The organism is Halobacteriovorax sp. JY17 (genome assembly GCF_002753895.1).
Classification (GTDB): Bacteria; Bdellovibrionota; Bacteriovoracia; order Bacteriovoracales; family Bacteriovoracaceae; genus Halobacteriovorax.
In genome coordinates this window covers 108,528-127,345 of the sequence record NZ_NJER01000003.1, presented here as the reverse complement: position 1 = coordinate 127,345, position 18,818 = coordinate 108,528, and the positions used below count along the sequence as shown (strand labels likewise).

Sequence of the window (18,818 nt, the reverse complement as noted above, 5' to 3'; positions counted from 1 at the left end):
TCGATGAAGTATTGGAGAAAGTTCTTTAATTTCATTTATTTATAAAGAAAAAAGATCGAATGATTATGATGAAAAATATACTCTTAATAATATTTCTAATGCAACCTCTTTTAGTGTTAGGTGACACCGAAGTTGATCCTTTTGTAGAGACTCTAGAGAAGTTTGAAAAGTACTGTATAGATCAAAATGATGAGCTTAGGGAAGACGTCTATATAAGTGATGAATTCTTTTCTTGTCGTGACTCTCTAGATTACTTGAAAGTTGAGTTTGAAAATAGAGAAGAATTGATGTCTTCTAATCCTGATGTTTATAAACAGTTTCAAGATTGTGTAGAGCAAAGAGATAATCCAAGAGTTATTCCATTTGTTGAGGAAGTACAGGAAGTCACAAATGAGCTTGCCTGTAATGAGAGTGAGAAGAAAGAGTTTGAAAAAGACTGTGGTAAGGCCTGGGAGTGTAATAAGTTAAGGGCGATAAAAGATGGAGCCTCGCTCTTACCTAAGGTTGTTCGAAATCCAATCCAAAAATATGTGAGAAATACTGTTAAAGAAAAAAACTACGATAGTGAATGTATCGCAGATGGGAAATCAAATTGTGTTAAAGACTTTGTCTACGCTTTCGCAGCGAACCTTTGGTCAAGTGCTTCTAGTGTTTGGAATCTAGTATCTAAGGGAACGAAGTCTTTATTTAACATTGGTGGTTGGTTTGATGATGAAGCAGATAAGCTTCATGCAAAAGCTGTTCAGAGTAAGAAGGATGTAGAAGATTTTTGGGACGATCCTGGGAAATGGTTTTCTAATTTAATAGATAATATTAAAAAAGGTGTGGATGACTGGGTTAGAAGTTCTGTATTTTGTGGAAAATGGGAAGGAAAGCCTCAGTTTTCAAAATGTCTCCAGCCTTTAGAGAATTACGAGTGTATTGATTGTGATGATAAGATCAATGCAACTTGTGTCGCTATTGGAGCGATCTCATCAGAAGTTGGAGTTGCTTTCTTGACTGCTGGAGTAGGTACTGCCGCTAGTTTAAGTGCAAGAGCAGGAGCTAAGACTCTTGCAACTATTGCAGGTAAAGTATCGACAAAAGTTAAAACGATAGCACCTTCTTTTTCTAAGACCTCAAAGGTCTCTAAGTCATCTATGATTGGAAAGACTTCGGCAGCACTAGGTGCGGGAATAAGTAAATCAACCTCTGTAGCCATTAAAATTTATTCTGTGACTTCTGAGAAGGCCTTAAGACTTAAGGGGAAAATTGAAAAAATTTCAAAATCAGTAAGTGAAAGCAAAGTTGTAATGATAACGAAAGCTGTAGTAGAAAAAGGAAATATCCCTGGAAGAATCAGTGAGAAAATTGCAGAAAAAGGTGTCCTCGCTGGTGCAAAAGTTGTCTCTAAAGTAGGTCGAGGGGCTGTTAAGGCCGATGCTGAGAAAATAGTAAAGATTGCACAAAGAGCCAAGACTTCTGATAGAGCGCAAAGAATATTAAGCGAGAGAACTCATGAGAAGAGTCGTCTTTCTGGGCATAATGCAAAGGCCACAACTTTAGTTAAAAGAGGGGAGAGAGTTCCTGATTCATCAGGAATGATTGGTGGCAATGGGCACTCATCATCACACGGTGAATCTGGTGGGAATTCTTCAAATCGAGGGAATTACGAACAGCGTGATCGTTCTGTCACGGCCAATGATAGGGCCCATCACCAAGATAGATCGAAGACAGAGGGAAGAAATTCTCGAAATACTGAAGGACAGCAAGCTAATAATAAGAATGGAGAAAATAGTCAACATCGCTCTGATCAAAGAAAGAGAGAAGAGCAAAAGAGAATTGCTGAACAACGAAAGAAAGAGGAAGTAAAGAAGGCACATGAGGAAAGAGAGCACCATGAAGAGAAGCCAAAAAATGACTTACAGATTACAAAAACAGCTGTGGCAGCATCTCTTGGAACACACCTTGCGGCGAAGGGAATTATTATCTCAAATGAGCAGGCTGAAAAAGAAATTGAAAAAATCCATAGTATCTCGAATGGGAAAAATGAAGAGTTCAATGATAGCTTAGTCTCGGCGAAGAAAGTTCTAGGTGTTGAAAATATGAACTCTCTCTCAAAGGAAGGTTTAGAGCAAGCTAAAGCGGTTAAAGATATTTATTCAGAAGCCAATAAAGACCGAATTGTTTCAGAAATTCAAAATTCAAATTCCAAGCTAAGTAAGAGTGAAGCAGAGAGAGTTTTTGATCAGAGAAAAGAGCAAGTTAATGGCGCTTACGACTATATGGAGAGACTACAGGCAAGAAATAGTATCCCTGATAGAGATTCTAGGAATTCAATTACCTCTGCCAAAGATGAATTAAAAAATATTGGAAGAAAGAATGAGCTGAGTGAGCTTGGAAGTGAGCTATCAAAGCTTGCCAAACAGAGAGAGGCCATAGAAGAAGGTATCGAAACGCAAGAGCCTTCTAAGAGTGATATTATTGCTGCAGATCCTCGTGAGATGGTTGCAGCATCACCGCGTGAAAACTCAGATAGAGAGATCGAAGGTGTAGTAGATGCTTCTTCAAGTGCAAGTGGTCTTGCCGGAAACTCGTCTAGCTCTTCTAGTTCTTCGGGACCAAGTATGAGTGACTATTCTGAGGGCACAATGTCTGCGGAGACAGATTCTGAGAAGAGTAGTAGTAGTGCTCCAGAAGATGGCGTTCCTGATATTGTTGATAATGAGTTGATTGAAGAAGCGATTTCAAAAACAAAGGACTCTTTAGAAAGTGATGATGAGAAGAAAAATAAAAAGAGCAGTAGAGATCTAAAAAATCTTCTAAGTAAAATTGGTGATAAGCCAAGTAAAATAGAGAGTAATATTTTCTTTACGAGAAATTTAAACTCCATAAAGGCCTTTACGGAGAAGTCTAAGAAGAGACTCGCAAGTTTGATTGAAAGAGTTAAAAACTCTGAGAAAATAGAAAAGAAATTTACTTATAATTTAGGAACTGAAAAGCTTGAACTCTATCAGTTTAAAGGTGAGTCGTTTCATTTAAAGATCGGAAAAACAGGAACAGTTGAAATTATTGATGGTGAAAGTGGGTCAATGTTTCTAAATCGAGCGGCTTTAAACCTTGAATAAGATGTACTAAGTGAGTACTTTCTTGCTATGCTTTTCAAATGAACGACTTAATAAAGAACAAATTACTTCCTTATATTATTCCCTATAAGAGAAAAGTCCTTGGGGCTTTTCTTCTCTCTTTTCTTATTGCAGGCTTAGGTGGAGTTCAGGTTCGCCTAGTAAAGCCTATCTTTGATAATGGTCTAAAGGGTTACGCCTCAATAAATGATGTTCTCCTATTGGCCGGACTACTTGTTGCTGTAGGCATACTGCATTTTCCAAGTAGATTCTTTCACTTTTACTGGTTGCGTTATGTCTCTGACAGAGCAACTTTAAAAGTTAGAGAAGAAATTTTTAAAAAACTTCAAAGGTTACCAGTTTCTTACTTTGCAAAGAAGAAACAAGGGGAGCTTATATCGAGTATTTTAAATGATACTTCTGTCTTCTCATACGGATTTAAAGCAGCTCTTGATGTTGTTCGTGAAGCATTGAAGGCCGTTGTTTATTTGGGAATGGCCTTTTGGAGTGATTGGCAGCTAACGTTAGTGATCTTTGTAATAGCTCCATTTCTAGCAGTTATTTTTAGCAAGAGTGGAAAAAAAGTTAGGGCCAACCAGGGAAGCGTTCAAGAAGAGCAGGCCCAGCTTACACATAATATTGCAGAAGGTATTCACGCTCAAAAAATTACCAAAGCGTTTAATCTTCAAGACTTTGTAAATTCAAGATTCAATAAAGCGCAGGAGAGGTTTTTCTCTGCGCAGATGCGAACAACTTTCATTGAAGAATTTGCTCACCCTCTAGTCGAAATTGTTGGAACGTTTGCCTTTGCAGGACTCATTGTCTTTGCTCATTACAGATTAAAGAATGGGACAACTATTGGTGACTTTATTTCATTTGCCACTGCTCTTGCTCTATTTATGGATCCTCTAAGAAAGTTTTCTCAAGCAAATGTAAAACTTTCCCAGGCCAAGGCTGCGTCGGATAGGATTTACGAATTATTAGATACTCCAGATGAGCCAGATAATGGAAAGATAAGCTTAAATTCTTTTGAAGAGAGAATTGTAGTTAAGGACTTAACTTTCTCTTATGGAGAAGGGGATGTGATTAAGAACTTAAACTTAGAGATAAAAAGAGGGCAGAAAATTGCTCTGGTCGGTCTCTCTGGTTCTGGAAAATCAACACTAATAAATTTACTCCTAGGTCTTTACCCAATTGCAAAGGGTGGAATTACAATTGATGGAATTGATCTGAACGATATTAAATTGAAGTCATTGAGGGACTTATTTGGGTTAGTTAGTCAGGATATTTTTCTCTTTAACGACTCTATAGAAGAAAACTTAAAAGTAGGTAATGACTTTACTGATGAGCAGATTTCAAAAGCTTTGAATGTTGCTTATGCCAGTGAGTTTGTTGATAAACTCCCAGAGCTTACAAGAACAGTTGTTGGTGATAGAGGAACACGCCTCTCTGGTGGTCAGCAACAGAGAATCACAATAGCTAGAGCTTTCCTACAGGATACAAATATTCTTCTCTTTGATGAGGCGACGTCTGCACTTGATAACGAATCTGAAAAACTTGTTCAAAAGGCCTTAGACTCAATCGGCGGGAATAAGACTGTTGTTGCGGTGGCCCATAGGCTTTCTACGATTCAAAATTTTGACCAAATCTATGTGATGCATGAAGGAAGATTAGTTGAGCATGGAACTCATGGGGAGCTGATTTCTAGAGGCGGAGAATATGCCAAACTTTACGATCTGAGTCAAAGCTAGAAAGTCTTTAAAAATAGGCTTAGAGACTTAGACAGCCCCGAAAAACTTAGGTAAAATTAGCGAAATTTAATAAAGATTTTGTAGGAGTTATCTCGGTGTCAGAAAGTAATTTAAAATCAATGAGTGATCTAGTTAGCCTTTGTAAGAGACGAGGATTTATTTTTCAATCATCTGAAATTTATGGTGGTCTAGGTTCGTGTTGGGATTACGCTCCATACGGAATTCAATTAAAAAATAATGTAAAAGAAAGTTGGTGGAAAGCGATGACGTTCAGAGAGAATGTTGTCGGAATTGATGCTTCAATTTTCATGCATCCGCAAGTTTGGAAAGCTTCTGGCCATGTCGACGGCTTTAGTGATCCGATGGTTGATTGCAAGAGTTGTAAAGAAAGATATAGAGAAGATCAAATTGATACGTCTAAGCCTTGTGCTAAGTGTGGAGCTACTGACTTCACTGAGCCAAGAGACTTTAACTTAATGTTCAATACCCAGATGGGAGCTGTAACAGATAGCTCTTCTACAGTTTACTTAAGACCTGAAACTGCGCAGGGAATTTTTGTGAACTTCTTAAATGTTCAACAGACAATGAGAAAGAAGCTCCCTTTTGGAATTGCACAAATCGGTAAGGCCTTTAGAAATGAAATTACTCCAGGGAATTTTATTTTTAGAACGCGTGAATTCGAACAAATGGAAATGCAATTCTTTGTGAAGCCGGGAACTCAGTTAGATGCAATGGAAGACTGGAAGAAGATTCGTTGGCAATGGCATTTAGATAATGGACTCCGTGAAGAGAAGCTTCGCTGGGAACCACATGGACCTGATAGCCTTGCTCACTATGCAGACGCTGCAACAGATATTGAATATGAGTTTCCTATGGGATGGGGAGAGATGGAAGGGATTCATTCTCGAACGGACTTCGACCTTAAGAGGCACGAAGAGTTTTCGAAAAAGAATTTAAAGTATCTTGATACTGAAGATGGAAATAAGAAATATCTTCCTTACGTTCTAGAAACATCTGTTGGTTGTGACAGAGCTTTATTAGCAATTCTTTGTGACGCTTATAGATTAGAAAATGAAGGTGATAAAGAGAATGAAAGGGTTGTGATGAAATTTCATCCAAAACTTGCTCCTGTAAAAGTGGCAGTTCTTCCTCTCGTTAAGAAAGAAAAGTTAGATGTACCTGCTAGAGAATTATTTGAGAAAATCCAAAGAAATTATCAGACCGAGTATGACGTGGCTGGATCAATAGGAAAGAGATACAGAAGACAAGATGAAATTGGAACGCCACTTTGCGTGACGTTTGATTTTGATACTCTTGACGATAATGCTGTAACTGTAAGAGATAGAGATTCTATGCAGCAGGAAAGAGTGGCGATTGATCAACTCGACAAATATTTAAGAGATAAATTAGGTTTTTAATTCTAGGGAGCGACTTCGCTCCTTTTATTTTTTATTAGTTTCAACCACCCAAGGAGGGTTTTGTGGCAACTAAGAATAAATGGGTCTATAGCTTCAGTTCTGAGAAGACTGAAGGTAATAAGGAAATGAAGGATCTACTCGGAGGCAAGGGGGCGAACCTTGCAGAGATGTCTTCCATTGGACTGTCTGTTCCTCCTGGCTTTACTGTTACAACAGAAGCTTGTTTGGACTTTGTTGAAAATAACAACACAATTAATCAAGAAATTAAGGATCAAGTCTTAGAGGCCTTGAAAATTGTCGAAGAAACTTCAGGAAAGAAGTTTGGAGATATAAAGAATCCTCTTCTCTTCTCCGTACGTTCTGGAGCAAGAGTTTCAATGCCTGGAATGATGGATACGGTTTTAAACTTAGGTTTAAATGATGAATCTGTTCTAGGTCTTGCAGAACTTACTAAGAATCCTCGCTTCGCTTGGGACTCATATCGAAGATTCATTCAAATGTATGCCAACGTTGTCATGGGTTTCAATGTTGCGATCTTGGAGTCAACTCTTGAAGACCTAAAAGAAGCTAGGGAAGTAGAGTTAGATACACAACTCTCTGCGGGTGACCTTGAAGAGTTAGTTGAAGTTTATAAGAGAATAATCTTTGAGGAAACAGGTATTTCATTTCCAACAGATCCAATGGATCAATTATGGAGAGCTGTCTCTGCAGTATTTGGTTCTTGGAATAATCCAAGAGCAGTTAAGTATAGAGAGATTAACGATATCGGGCATAATTGGGGGACGGCTGTAAATGTTCAGTCCATGGTCTTTGGAAATATGGGTGACGATTGTGCCACAGGAGTTTGCTTTACAAGAGATCCTAGCACTGGCGAGAAGAAGTTCTTTGGTGAGTTTCTTATTAACGCTCAAGGGGAAGATGTTGTTGCAGGAATTAGAACACCTCAACCAATTAATAGCCTTTCAAAGAATGAATCGAATAAGAGCCTTGTCACTCTTCAAGAGGCGATGCCTATTGTTTATGACGAGTTAGTAGAAGTATATACAAAATTAGAAATTCATTACAAAGATATGCAGGATATTGAGTTTACAATTGAAAAAGATAAACTCTTTATTCTTCAAACTCGAAATGGAAAGAGAACCGCCGCAGCCGCAGTAAAGATTGCGGTGGATTTAGTTAATGAAGAAATACTTACTAAAGAAGAAGCGATTCTTAAAATTAATCCAGAAGATATAAATCAACTCTTACACCCAAGACTTGATCCGAGTGCTCATAAGAATGTTCTTGCCCAAGGCTTACCGGCGTCTCCTGGAGCTGGATGTGGAGTTATTACTTTTACATCGGAAAAGGCAACAGCTCTGCATGAGAGTGGTGTAAAGGTAATGTTGGTTAGGCAAGAGACAAGTCCTGAAGATATTGCTGGTATGGTTGCTTCTGAGGGAATCTTAACAGCTAGAGGTGGAATGACGTCTCATGCGGCTGTTGTTGCTAGAGGAATGGGGAAGCCATGTGTAGCCGGTTGTTCTGGCCTTCAAATAGATTATTCTAAATTGGTCTTAAGGATTAATGGTAAAGAGTATAAAGAAGGGGACTTTCTAACAATTGACGGAGCTACTGGTGAAGTTATTGAAGGAAAAGTTCCAACAATTGCTGCTGAAATTTCAGAAGACTTTGCTCTCTTTATGAGTTGGGCAGATGAATTTAGAAAATTAGAAATAAGAACCAATGCTGATAATCCTGAAGATAGCCTTACAGCTAAGAATTTTGGAGCTGAGGGAATTGGTCTTTGTAGAACAGAGCATATGTTCTTTGAAGCAGAGAGAATTTTAGCTGTTCGTGAAATGATCTATGCAAAAGATTTACAAGATAGAGAGAAGGCCCTCGCGAAGTTACTTCCTTTTCAAAGAGAAGATTTTATTGGGATTTTCACTGCAATGAGTGGGAAGCCTGTAAACATTAGGCTCCTTGACCCTCCTCTTCATGAATTTCTCCCTCACTCAACTGAAGATAGAGAAGCTCTTGCTGAATATCTTGAGCTTGATGTGCAGTTAATTAATGAGAGATGCGAAGAGCTTCATGAATTTAATCCAATGCTTGGACATAGAGGTTGTAGGCTTGGGGTTACGTATCCTGAAATATACAGAATGCAGACAAGAGCAATTATTGAAGCTGCAATTGAATGTAAGAAGAATGGAGTAGAAGTTTTTCCCGAGATAATGATCCCTCTTATTTCTTTAAAGGGTGAGCTGGTTCTTCTAAAAAGAGAATGTATTGAAGAAATTAATTTAGTCTTTGAAGAATTGAAAACAGAGGTTAAGTATAAGCTTGGTACAATGATCGAGCTTCCAAGAGCGGCCATTACAGCTGGAAAAATTGCTCCTGAAGCAGATTTCTTCTCTTTTGGAACTAATGATTTAACTCAAACAACTTTTGGGCTTTCAAGGGATGATTCTGGTAAGTTTCTTCCGGAATATGTTAATGGTGGGCTGATGACCGTAGACCCATTTGTTTCTCTTGATAGAGAAGGCGTAGGCTTTCTTGTAAATCATGCTTGTGTCGAGGGAAGAAAATCAAATCCACAAATTCACGTTGGAATTTGTGGTGAACATGGTGGTGAACCAAAATCAATTCAGTTCTGTCATGAAATCGGATTAGATTATGTAAGTTGTTCTCCTTATAGAGTACCAATTGCTAGACTAGCAGCAGCTCAAGCGGCTCTAAGAAGTAAATGAAAGAAGTAGAAGAAATAATTAGTAGGCTGATGCCTAAGCAGCACTTCGACTGTATTGCAGTCGGAGTGATTGACTTTAAAAATGCTAAGTATAATTCTCTAGAGTGGCACGAGGGAGAATTTGTTAATAAGTCTGGAAAGTATTTCTTTGATCTTGCTTCACTTACAAAACCACTCACTCTTGCTAGTACCTATCTTGTAGATCCAAGTAAATTTACGAATGATATGATTCTCTTACTTAATCATAGAGCCTCTCTCACTTCGGGGGGGAGAATTTCTCCTAAGAATTGGAGGCAGTATATTAGCAGCTTTAATATTGCTGAAGCACCAACTCTTTATTCTGATTACTCCGCACTTAGAGCAATGATTGAAATAGAAGACTCCTTTAAGAGAAATCTCTACGATATTTGTTCTGAGTACTTTGATGAAGAAATGTTCCATTGGACTGAACTTGTAGACCAACTTAGATCCCCTGTTACTGGATTTAGGCATGGGAAAAGAATTCAAGGAGAAGTTCACGATGATAATGCATTCTATCTGAGGGAGAAAGTTTCTCATGCAGGGTTATTTGCCAGCATTGATGGAATTTGTAAGAGCCTTTTAAACTTAAATGAATCTTACGACTTGGTTAAATTTATGGATCAAGCTTTTTCAAATACCTCTTTTGACCGTTTTCTCTATGGATGGGATACGGTAACTGAGCCAGATACAAGTTTGGCCGGATCAGGGTGCTCAAAGCGCACATTTGGGCATTTGGGTTTTACTGGAACTTCTATCTGGATAGATGTCGAGAAGCTTCGAGGATCTGTAATTTTAACCAATGCGACTCAGAATTATTGGTATGACAGAAAAGGGTTAACTGAGCTTCGCAAGACGCTTGGAAGTCAAATATGGAGTTCGTAAAATCAATGATTTACGTACCTTGAAATATATAAAGGAAATTCCTTAAATATCCGATAAGACTCCTAGACGGAGGATTATCTAATGCACAAACAGTTCATTCTTTTACTTATTGCGGCCTTATTCACATTTAGCTGTACCCACTCGAGTACTTTTTATTCAGTTAAAAGTAAGCCCAAGAACTATGTTTTAAGATACCCTGCGGCTGCATCTGAGTCCTGTCGAAATGTTGTAGAGCAATTCTTTAAGGCGAGCTTCTCTGATAGAAGAGCAAAGCTTTTGACAAGTGTTTCAAATTTTGATGAGACCGAAAGAATTGGTGTGACGAATGCTATCGAGAGTATTCACTTCATTGACTATAATTATACGGTAAAAGAGCTGGAAGAAGTCTTTCAAGGCCATAAGAAACTTTCCAATGTTGAGTACCCATATGCTTTTAATAAAGGCCGCAGAGAGGTTCGAGAAGCTATCGGAAGGGTAGGAAACTTCTTAAGAGGAAGAGGTGCTGCGGCAGCTCCTCAGTGGGATGAGGCTGCATTTGAAAACTTTGTTGATGCTAGAAAATATCTAATTGCTAATCAGCCAGATTACAATCTTGAATCTTTTAAAGAAGTTCACACAGTAATGATGAAAAATGGTGTGGAAGAAATTAAAGATGAAGAACTTGGTACAATTAGAAAAGTGGCACTTATTGGAAATGAAAGAGGAAGAGGCGTAACTGAAGATGCTTTAAAGAATATAGAAGATAATCCATATCTTGGATTTTCTAAGTCTAGAACTGTTACCGAAGATGGTGCAAATAGATTTCAAGGAACAATTAACTATCCTACTCCTGCCAATATCAAGGAGGACGCTCTCTCTAGAATTGAAACAACTCATGCTGAAGTTTTTGAAAAGGTTAAGGCGTTTCAGGGGGGAGATAGATCAATATCAGAAGATGATTTAATGCCTCAGCTTGTCGAAGCATTAGCAGAAGAGAGATTTTCTTGGTTTAATGAATCAAGAAGAGTTCTTGGGTCTTTGGATACAGAAGAAAAAATAAATGACTATATTGAACTCGTTGTAAACTTTCAAAGAGATATGGTTTCTATTCATCCATTTCGAAATGGAAATGGTAGAACAACGAGAGAGTTTATTTTAAACTATGCTCTTATCAAGGAAGGACTTCCTCCTTCAAGAATTGCTGATCCAAATATGGACCTTTATTCTCCAATTGAAGTTTGGAGAGAGCAGGTCGTTAAGGGAATGGAATCAACAAATAGTCTCTATGAAGATATAACAAATAGACTAGAATTAAATTTACCAGTAGAGAATTCACCAGAGCTTTTTTCTCCGTATACAATTAGAAGTGCGAGTATTGATGCTAAAAAGTATAGCTCTAAAGCAGTGAAAGAAAATGCTCGTGTTGCAGATGTTGACCCTCGACAGTATATGGAGTTTGTTTCTTATATGGTGGAGGAAGATCCTACTCTTATTAAAAAAATTGAAAAGAGTCCTCATGAAACCTTACTTGGTATTAATAAAAAATATGAGGGATTTTTAAAAACTGTAAAAGTAGACTTCACTCATAAAAAAGAAGGTCTTCAAGAAGTTAATCTAGCATTTGTTGATAGAGATTTTAAGGCAACATTTGGAGAAGGTGCCTTTAGAAACTCTCAGGACTGGGACGCTAAGATGGCCCTATGGTATCAGGATAGTGTTGTATGGAGAGGGCTTGCCTATAGAAGAGATGTTGAAGAAAGTGAAATATTAAAAATATTTAGAGAAATTCACCCGCAGATGACTTCTAACGATGTAGCTAAAAAGATCAGAGGAAATATGTCTCAAAAACAAATGAAAGAAATTGTTTTAGCTGACTTTGATCGCTACAACGACGATCTCTATCATGGTGGACTTGTTCAAATGGCGAAGGATCATTCAGAGACAGGGCCTCAGTATGGGACGAGTTATGGATACTCAACATCAAAAGATAGAAAGGTTGGAAAGGCCTTTGCCATGGGGGCGATGCAATTTTCAATTGTAGATGATGCCGGAAAGAGAGTTCAAGTTACCTATGGAATGCAAAATGATGCTGACGTAATTGAAAAACTAAAAGATCAACTAAAGGGGAGAGTTTTAATTGGTGTTCGAAGAGCGAATAAAGATGTTGATCTTGGAAGATTAAAACAAGTAAGACCAGAGTTCTCTTATAAGTATGGTCGTCAACAAGAGGTTATGGGAATTGGTGCGGCCGACCCTGACTCTGTGATGGTAGTACAAATCTTGAAAGACGATGGAGATATTGCAGTTTCTTATTTTAGAAACCCGAAGAACCCAAGTGAGTTACTTGTGGTTAAGGATCCAAAAGTCTCAGAGTTTGAAGAGGTTACTGAGGAGATGATTTCAAGAAGGATAAACATCGACTAACTAAGTTCTACAAAATAATATTCTTGTGTATAATAAAGGGAGCTATGAGCTCCTTTTATTATTTAGGATTATTATGAATTTAGTAAATAAAATTTCTCACGACGAATTAAAACTTAAGAAGAGTGAGATAAAGAAAATATTCATGTACCGTATTTGTGGGACAGGTATGGGAGCGTGTGCAGGATTACTTCGTGAGAAGGGCTATATTGTTGAAGGGGCAGACGCAACCTTTTATCCTCCTGTGAGTAATTACTTAGAATCTACGGGAATCCCTCTTCATAATCTCGAAAACTTTGATATGGATTACTTAAACTCATTTGATCTCATTGTCGTAGGGAATGTTGTCCCAAGAATGAGTGATGATGCTAGAATGCTTGAAGAAATTGGTACACCATTTACAAGCTTTCCCGCTGCCCTTGGGGCCCTCGTTTTAGATGATGTAAATGTTGTCGGTATTGCTGGAACTCATGGAAAGACGACGACTACATACTTAATGACTCAAGTCTTTGAAAAGCTAGGGTTTAAGCCAGGTTATTTTATTGGAGGAGTTGTCGAGGGAAGAATGTCTTCAACTTTAGGTGACGGGAAGTACTTCTTTATTGAGTCAGATGAATATGACAGTGCTTATTTCGAAAAAATCTCTAAATTTAGATCTTACTCTATTGATCAACTTATTTTGACCTCTCTTGAGTTTGATCACGCAGATATATTTAATGATATTGAGGATATTAAAAACGAATTTAGAGCAATGTTGAATAATTTTAAAGGCAAATTTATTTACGACTGCACTTACAAGGCAACGAATGAATTAGTCAGTGAATACGAGAAGAACTTTGAAGCTGAAAATCTCATTCCATATGGAGATGAATCTCTTAAGATATCCAGCGTGATAGAGAAGGGGACGGAGTTCTCTCTTTCTTGGAAGAATAAAGATATTTCTTTTTCAACTAATCTCGTTGGAAAACATAATATTCTAAACCTCGCCTCTGTGCTCTTATTTGCCTTGAGTGAGGGAGTGGAAGCTAATCAATTAGATGAAGCTATTTCTAATTTATTACTAGTAAGAAGAAGACAAGAGGTTCGTGGTACTTATAAAGGTGCAGTTGTTATTGATGACTTTGCTCATCACCCGAGAGCAGTTGAATTAACGACAGCAGGGATCAAAAGTCTCTATCCTAATAAGAAAGTTAAGGTAGTTATTGAACCTAACTCGGCGACTGCTAGAAGTAGTATTTTTCAAAACGAATTTACAACAGCATTATCAATAGCTGATCATGTTCTCTTTGCTAGGCCCTCTAGGCACTCTAGTGTGAAAGGAACAAGTGATTTAAACGGTGAAGCAATAATCTCTTCTTTAAAAGAAAAGGGGATTATGGGCTCCGTTCATAGTGATCTCTGTGAACTTCGAAAAGAAATTGATGCGATTTGTGATCAAGACACTATTCTTCTTATTCTTAGTAATGGGACTTGTCTTGGATTGTGGCAATCTGAATTTGTAAATGAACTAAAGAAGAATGTTTAAGTTTTACTTCTTTATATTAATTTACTTGTTTTGCTCTCCAAATATATTTGGTGAAGGTGAGAAAATATCTTCACAGGTCATGTCTATTGAAATTTCAGAAAAGAAAGCTCTCGATCTTTATTTGAAGAAATTAAACTCTTTCTCAAAAACTTATTGCAAAGGTGGTGTTGAGGAAGAATTTTGGAGTAAGTATAAGAACTTTCGAGGAAATGGTAATTTCATTCCTCTATTACCTGATGGAAAACTAGATAAAGCGACGGTTAATCGCTTCATTCCTGAAATTGAAGCCAAGAAGAAGTGGATCGATTCTCAGAGAAAAATTGTTGAAAAGAAAAAGCACTTTAAACCAGAGTACGCTGAACTCATTAAACTTGAGAAGGAGTTTAATGAGCTTCTTCTGTATAAGAAAAAACTATTTCTAAGCCAGACTCAAAAGAATAAAGACGAAATAAGAAATAATTCTAAATATAAATTAATATCTTTTAGAAGTAATCTTAAAAAATATCTTGAGTCTTTGAGCTTTCTTCATTCGTATAAATTTCCTGTCGATCATTTTGATTTAAGAGTGAGTTATGACAAGTATAAAAGCTCGGAAGATGTTGCTGGGAAAAGAAAATCCAATGAAGTTTACTTCTTTAGAAAAATCGTTCAAGACGGAGCCCAAGATATTAATCACAAGAAGAGTGATCGATTTCTTAGGGCGACTATAGATTCTATATATCTAAATCTAAATAAGAATACAGATTTCATTACGGAAGATTTTCGTTTTGATATGAAAGCTACTTTTGATGCAATAAAGTGGCATCTTAAAGCAAGGCCGAGAAATCAATTCATTAGACTTGGTGAGTGGAGTGAGAGAGTTGAGCGTGGAATTGAATTTTACAAAATGCTTAGAGATGGGAAAGTTAGCGATAAGGGACACGCTTTCTCTACGGATAACCTCTTACAAAATAGAGCGAAAGGTCGTTATATTTTAAAGGACTATGTCTTAAAAAAAGAAGCAGATTCATATAAGTTTTGGATGAATCAATCAACTCTCATGCAGGCCCTATATGCTATTGATACAATCCTCTTTAATGAAGTTGGTGGTCTTGACGGAAGAGACGCCCTCGAAAGAAGAGATGTTACTCAAGTCGTAATAAATCGTCTGACTGACCCTGAGTATAATTCAATTGAATCTGATGAAGCGATTTTTGACTATTTAAAACTTTCAAAAGAAGAAATCAAAAAAAATCCTTGGCTAAATGTTATGTTTAAAGAAGGAGAGTTCTCTTTTACTTATTTCTTTATTCCTGGAAACTTAAGAATTTATTGTCCCGATATGACAAGGAATGGGAAATTTCTACGAAGAGAGAATATCTCCATTGCTCTATCCCTCTTGCAGAAACCAAATGTAAACTTCCATGCTCTTAGGTACTTCTCTAGGGCTTCAATGCTTGGAAGAGTGAATATGGCACAGATATGGTTAAACTTTGTTCCTGTTGCTGAACGCCCTGGCTTAAAGGTGAAGAGGAGTAATTATTTAAAAAGCTTATTCAAAAAAGGTAAGTACGAATTTCTCTATGACTTCAAGACTGAAGAGGGAGATACTTTTCAAGTTATTAAGTTTAAGAAAAGCACATACGTCACTGATAGAAATGGTACTCACTTCTATAAATATAGGAATCGTCATTACTTTAGATATTTTGAACACCCCCTTTAAATCTATATAAATTGGTTGTGAATACATATTTATGAGAGTATATTCTTTCAGTTACTAGTGTATTATTTATTTAATAAAATCTATTTACTGGAGTATATATGTTAAAAAATTATGTATTTACATCAGAGTCCGTAACTGAAGGGCACCCTGATAAGATGGCAGACCAAATTTCTGATGCTGTCGTAGACGCAATGTTTGCACAAGATCCTGAGTCACGTATTGCATGTGAAACGATGATTTCAACTGGAATGGTTGTTCTTGCTGGAGAAATTACTTCTAAAGCAAATATCGACTTTCAAGAAGTTGTAAGAAATAAAATTAGAGAAATTGGTTATGATCACTCTGACAAAGGGTTTGATTGCAATACTTGTTCTGTAATGGTTGCTCTTGATAAGCAGTCTCCAGATATCGCTCAAGGCGTAAATGTAGGGGAAGGTACTTACACTGAGATGGGAGCTGGTGATCAAGGTTTAATGTTTGGTTATGCGATTAACGAAACAGAGAACTTTATGCCACTAACAATTGATCTCTCTCACAAACTTGCAATGAGATTATCTGAAGTGAGAAAGAACGGAACTATTGGTGAGTTAAGAGCTGATGGTAAGACTCAAGTTTCTGCAGAGTATGTTGATGGAAAAGTTTCAAGAATCGATACAGTCGTTCTTTCTACTCAACATTCTGAGAATATGACTCTAAAGCAAGTTCAAGAGGCTGTTAGAGAAGAAGTGATTAATAAGGTTATCCCTGCTGATCTTGTGGATAACAACACTAAATACTTTATTAATCCAACTGGAAAATTTGTTATTGGTGGGCCAATGGGTGATTGCGGCCTTACTGGTAGAAAGATTATTGTTGATACTTACGGTGGACACGGCGCTCACGGTGGAGGAGCATTCTCTGGAAAAGATCCTTCTAAAGTAGATAGATCAGCTGCTTATGCTACAAGACAAATTGCTAAGCACGTAGTGGCCGCAGGCCTAGCCGATAGAGCTCTAGTTCAAGTTGCTTACGCAATTGGTGTAGCAGAGCCTATGTCTCTTCTAGTAGATTGTTACGGTACTGAAAAAGTTGATATTTCTGCAATTAATAGAGCTGTTAATGAAATTTTTGATATGAAGCCAAAAGCAATCATCGATAGACTTGATCTTTTAAGACCAATCTATTCTGAAACTGCAGCGTACGGACACTTCGGTAGACAGAGTAAGACATCTTTTCCATGGGAAAATTTAACTTACTTAGATCAACTTAAAGGCATGTTCTAGAAACTATTTTAAATAAAGATCTTGAAGGCCAGTCCTCGGACTGGCTTTTTTTTTATTAAGAGCTTACTATTATCAGATGGATATAGTTTTCTTTGTTATTCGTTACACTCCCTTTTGGTCGATACCAGTTATATTCATCGCCGGGTACTTTACTTATACCTATTGGATTAAAGATATAAGAATTGTCTCAGCAGTTTTTAGCTTCGTAGGTCTATTAGCATTGCTTTTACTTCTTTACTGGATCGTTGTTGGCGGGCCAGATGCTTCGGTGCAACAGATTCTTCAATTTAGTCAGTAAATTTTCCGTAAATGTAAGACTTCGTTAGGTATGGAAAGTATTTCCACGGTGTTGAGAAATTGACACTAGATCGCTTCTTCGCTACGATTTTTATATCGAAATTTCTCTTTTAGAGAATTCGGTCACTAAGGAGAGTCATTTTGAACGAATTTCAATTTCTTCACGATTCATATGAAAACGATGAAGATTCTGTAAGCTTACCTGAAATATTTCTAGTTGAAGATGACCTAATCTTTGGAAAAACAATACGAAAGTTTTTACAAAAGAAATTAAGCCTTGAAGTTAATTACTTCTCTGAACCGGCCGCAGCAATTACTGCAATTAATGAAAGAGCTTCGAAGAGTCAATTCATATTGATTACTGATATTAGTTTCGATGATGGAGGGGCCGATGGCCTGCTTCTGATTGATTTACTAAAAGAGAAAGGACATAAATTCATTCCAATTGTTATGACTGGGTTTGCTTCAATAGAGACGGCGATTACAGCGACAAAGAAAGGTGTTTTTCACTATCTGACAAAACCCTTTGAGCTAGATGTTCTCTCTGACCTTGTTATTAAGGCAGCCGTAACAAAGCTCGGCTTTAAAGAGACAGATTTTAAAGTGCAAGCACCAAGAGTTGAAGTTGGAGGAAGAAAAGAGAGACTTACGAGCTCTTTCAAAATTGAAGCACCGACTGAAGATGATATGTTCTGCGGAATGATTGGTAGAGCACCAAAAATGAAACAAGTTTTTGAGCGTATCGAAAAAGTTGCGGCCTCTGGCTCGACAGTCTTTATTAATGGTCCTTCTGGAACAGGTAAGGAACTTATAGCAACGGCGATTCATTCACTTTCTCCAAGAGTTGATAATCCTATGGTTTCTGTAAACTGTGGAGCGATTCCTGGTGAGCTTTTAGAGAGTGAGTTATTTGGTCATGAAAAGGGTGCTTTTACGGGAGCAATTTCAAGTCGTAAGGGACGCTTCGAGCTGGCAAACAAAGGATCAATTTTCTTAGATGAAATTGGCGATATGCCACTTCTTCTGCAGGTGAAGCTTTTAAGAGTTTTACAGGGACGAGTTATTGAGAGAGTGGGAAGTACGACGACAACACCTGTTGACGTAAGAATTATTACGGCCACTCACAGGGACTTAGAAAAGCACGTTGAAGAAGGAAATTTTAGAGAGGATTTATATTATAGATTAAATGTAATTCCTATTAAGGTCCCTTCTCTCTGCGAAAGAAGAGAAGATATACCCCTTCTTATTTCATACTTTCTATCACGATTTGTAAGTGCAGATGGAAGAAATAGTATTGAATTTGATGATGAGTCTCTTGAACTTCTACTTGCTTATGATTGGCCAGGAAACGTAAGAGAGTTAGAGAACTTAATGGAGAGACTTGTTATCCTTAGAGGTGGAAGTGTTATTCGTCCTAGCGATCTACCTATTAAGTTTCTAGAAAGAGCTCCTATGTACCTAAGCTCTTACGATAGTTTAATCTCTCTTCCTGAAGCAGGTATTGATTTAAAGCAAGCTCTCTCAAGTATTGAAGATTCACTTATTCTCCAGGCGCTTTCTAAAACTTCTGGCAATAAGAATCAGGCTTCAAAACTTCTTTCAATGAATAGAACAACACTCATTGAAAAAATGAAAAAGAAACAGATTGATTTCCAATAAATAATTCATAAGGCTCCTACTATCCTCAGTAGGAGTACTGTAGTTTTTAGCTAGGGCATTTTGGCC

At 37.4% G+C, this 18,818-nt stretch carries 11 protein-coding genes; all 11 read left to right on the top strand.

Annotated elements, in window-relative coordinates:
- Nucleotides 1-65 precede the first annotated feature (65 nt).
- The 11 genes from CES88_RS12930 (at nucleotide 66) to CES88_RS12880 (ending at nucleotide 18,752) form a co-directional block, all read left to right on the top strand.
- The gene (locus tag CES88_RS12930; protein WP_290735042.1) at nucleotides 66-3,107 is read left to right on the top strand and encodes a hypothetical protein; all 3,042 of its coding nucleotides are present in this window, start codon (nucleotides 66-68) and stop codon (nucleotides 3,105-3,107) included.
- A gap of 38 nt (nucleotides 3,108-3,145) precedes the next feature.
- Nucleotides 3,146-4,855: an ABC transporter transmembrane domain-containing protein gene (locus CES88_RS12925; RefSeq protein WP_290735039.1), complete on the top strand. Its 1,710-nt coding sequence runs from the start codon at nucleotides 3,146-3,148 to the stop codon at nucleotides 4,853-4,855.
- 95 nt (nucleotides 4,856-4,950) lie between these two features.
- Entirely contained in the window at nucleotides 4,951-6,273 is a 1,323-nt protein-coding gene (locus CES88_RS12920) for a glycine--tRNA ligase (protein ID WP_290735036.1), read from the top strand.
- Nucleotides 6,274-6,335: 62 nt separating this feature from the next.
- On the top strand, nucleotides 6,336-9,005 hold the full coding sequence (gene ppdK, locus CES88_RS12915) for a pyruvate, phosphate dikinase (RefSeq protein ID WP_290735033.1): 2,670 nt from the start codon (nucleotides 6,336-6,338) through the stop codon (nucleotides 9,003-9,005).
- Nucleotides 9,002-9,907, top strand: a complete 906-nt coding sequence (locus CES88_RS12910) for a serine hydrolase (protein ID WP_290735030.1) — start codon at nucleotides 9,002-9,004, stop codon at nucleotides 9,905-9,907. Before ppdK ends, CES88_RS12910 begins: the two co-directional genes overlap by 4 nt.
- Before the next feature lie 81 nt (nucleotides 9,908-9,988).
- Complete coding sequence (locus CES88_RS12905; RefSeq protein ID WP_290735027.1) at nucleotides 9,989-12,310, top strand: Fic family protein; 2,322 nt, start codon at nucleotides 9,989-9,991, stop codon at nucleotides 12,308-12,310.
- A 73-nt stretch (nucleotides 12,311-12,383) separates the two neighbouring features.
- Nucleotides 12,384-13,832, top strand: coding sequence for a Mur ligase family protein (locus CES88_RS12900; protein WP_290735024.1), 1,449 nt, complete (start codon nucleotides 12,384-12,386; stop codon nucleotides 13,830-13,832).
- On the top strand, nucleotides 13,825-15,534 hold the full coding sequence (locus CES88_RS12895; protein ID WP_290735021.1) for a hypothetical protein: 1,710 nt from the start codon (nucleotides 13,825-13,827) through the stop codon (nucleotides 15,532-15,534). Before CES88_RS12900 ends, CES88_RS12895 begins: the two co-directional genes overlap by 8 nt.
- A 98-nt stretch (nucleotides 15,535-15,632) precedes the next feature.
- Nucleotides 15,633-16,796, top strand: a complete 1,164-nt coding sequence (gene metK / locus CES88_RS12890) for a methionine adenosyltransferase (protein ID WP_290735018.1) — start codon at nucleotides 15,633-15,635, stop codon at nucleotides 16,794-16,796.
- A 76-nt stretch (nucleotides 16,797-16,872) separates the two neighbouring features.
- Nucleotides 16,873-17,094: a hypothetical protein gene (locus CES88_RS12885; protein ID WP_290735015.1), complete on the top strand. Its 222-nt coding sequence runs from the start codon at nucleotides 16,873-16,875 to the stop codon at nucleotides 17,092-17,094.
- Nucleotides 17,095-17,234: 140 nt separating this feature from the next.
- Nucleotides 17,235-18,752 carry a sigma-54 dependent transcriptional regulator gene (locus CES88_RS12880; protein WP_290735012.1) on the top strand — a complete coding sequence of 506 codons (1,518 nt, stop codon included), beginning with the start codon at nucleotides 17,235-17,237 and terminating at the stop codon, nucleotides 18,750-18,752.
- The last annotated feature ends 66 nt before the right edge of the window (nucleotides 18,753-18,818 follow it).

What these genes read in the sequence shown, in the direction of transcription:
- CES88_RS12925 (WP_290735039.1), top strand. Translation starts at nt 3,146, where the DNA reads ATGAACGACTTAATAAAGAACAAATTACTTCCTTATATTATTCCCTAT.
- CES88_RS12900 (WP_290735024.1), top strand. Translation starts at nt 12,384, where the DNA reads ATGAATTTAGTAAATAAAATTTCTCACGACGAATTAAAACTTAAGAAG.
- metK (WP_290735018.1), top strand. Translation starts at nt 15,633, where the DNA reads ATGTTAAAAAATTATGTATTTACATCAGAGTCCGTAACTGAAGGGCAC.
- CES88_RS12905 (WP_290735027.1), top strand. Translation starts at nt 9,989, where the DNA reads ATGCACAAACAGTTCATTCTTTTACTTATTGCGGCCTTATTCACATTT.
- CES88_RS12910 (WP_290735030.1), top strand. Translation starts at nt 9,002, where the DNA reads ATGAAAGAAGTAGAAGAAATAATTAGTAGGCTGATGCCTAAGCAGCAC.
- CES88_RS12895 (WP_290735021.1), top strand. Translation starts at nt 13,825, where the DNA reads ATGTTTAAGTTTTACTTCTTTATATTAATTTACTTGTTTTGCTCTCCA.
- CES88_RS12930 (WP_290735042.1), top strand. Translation starts at nt 66, where the DNA reads ATGATGAAAAATATACTCTTAATAATATTTCTAATGCAACCTCTTTTA.
- CES88_RS12885 (WP_290735015.1), top strand. Translation starts at nt 16,873, where the DNA reads ATGGATATAGTTTTCTTTGTTATTCGTTACACTCCCTTTTGGTCGATA.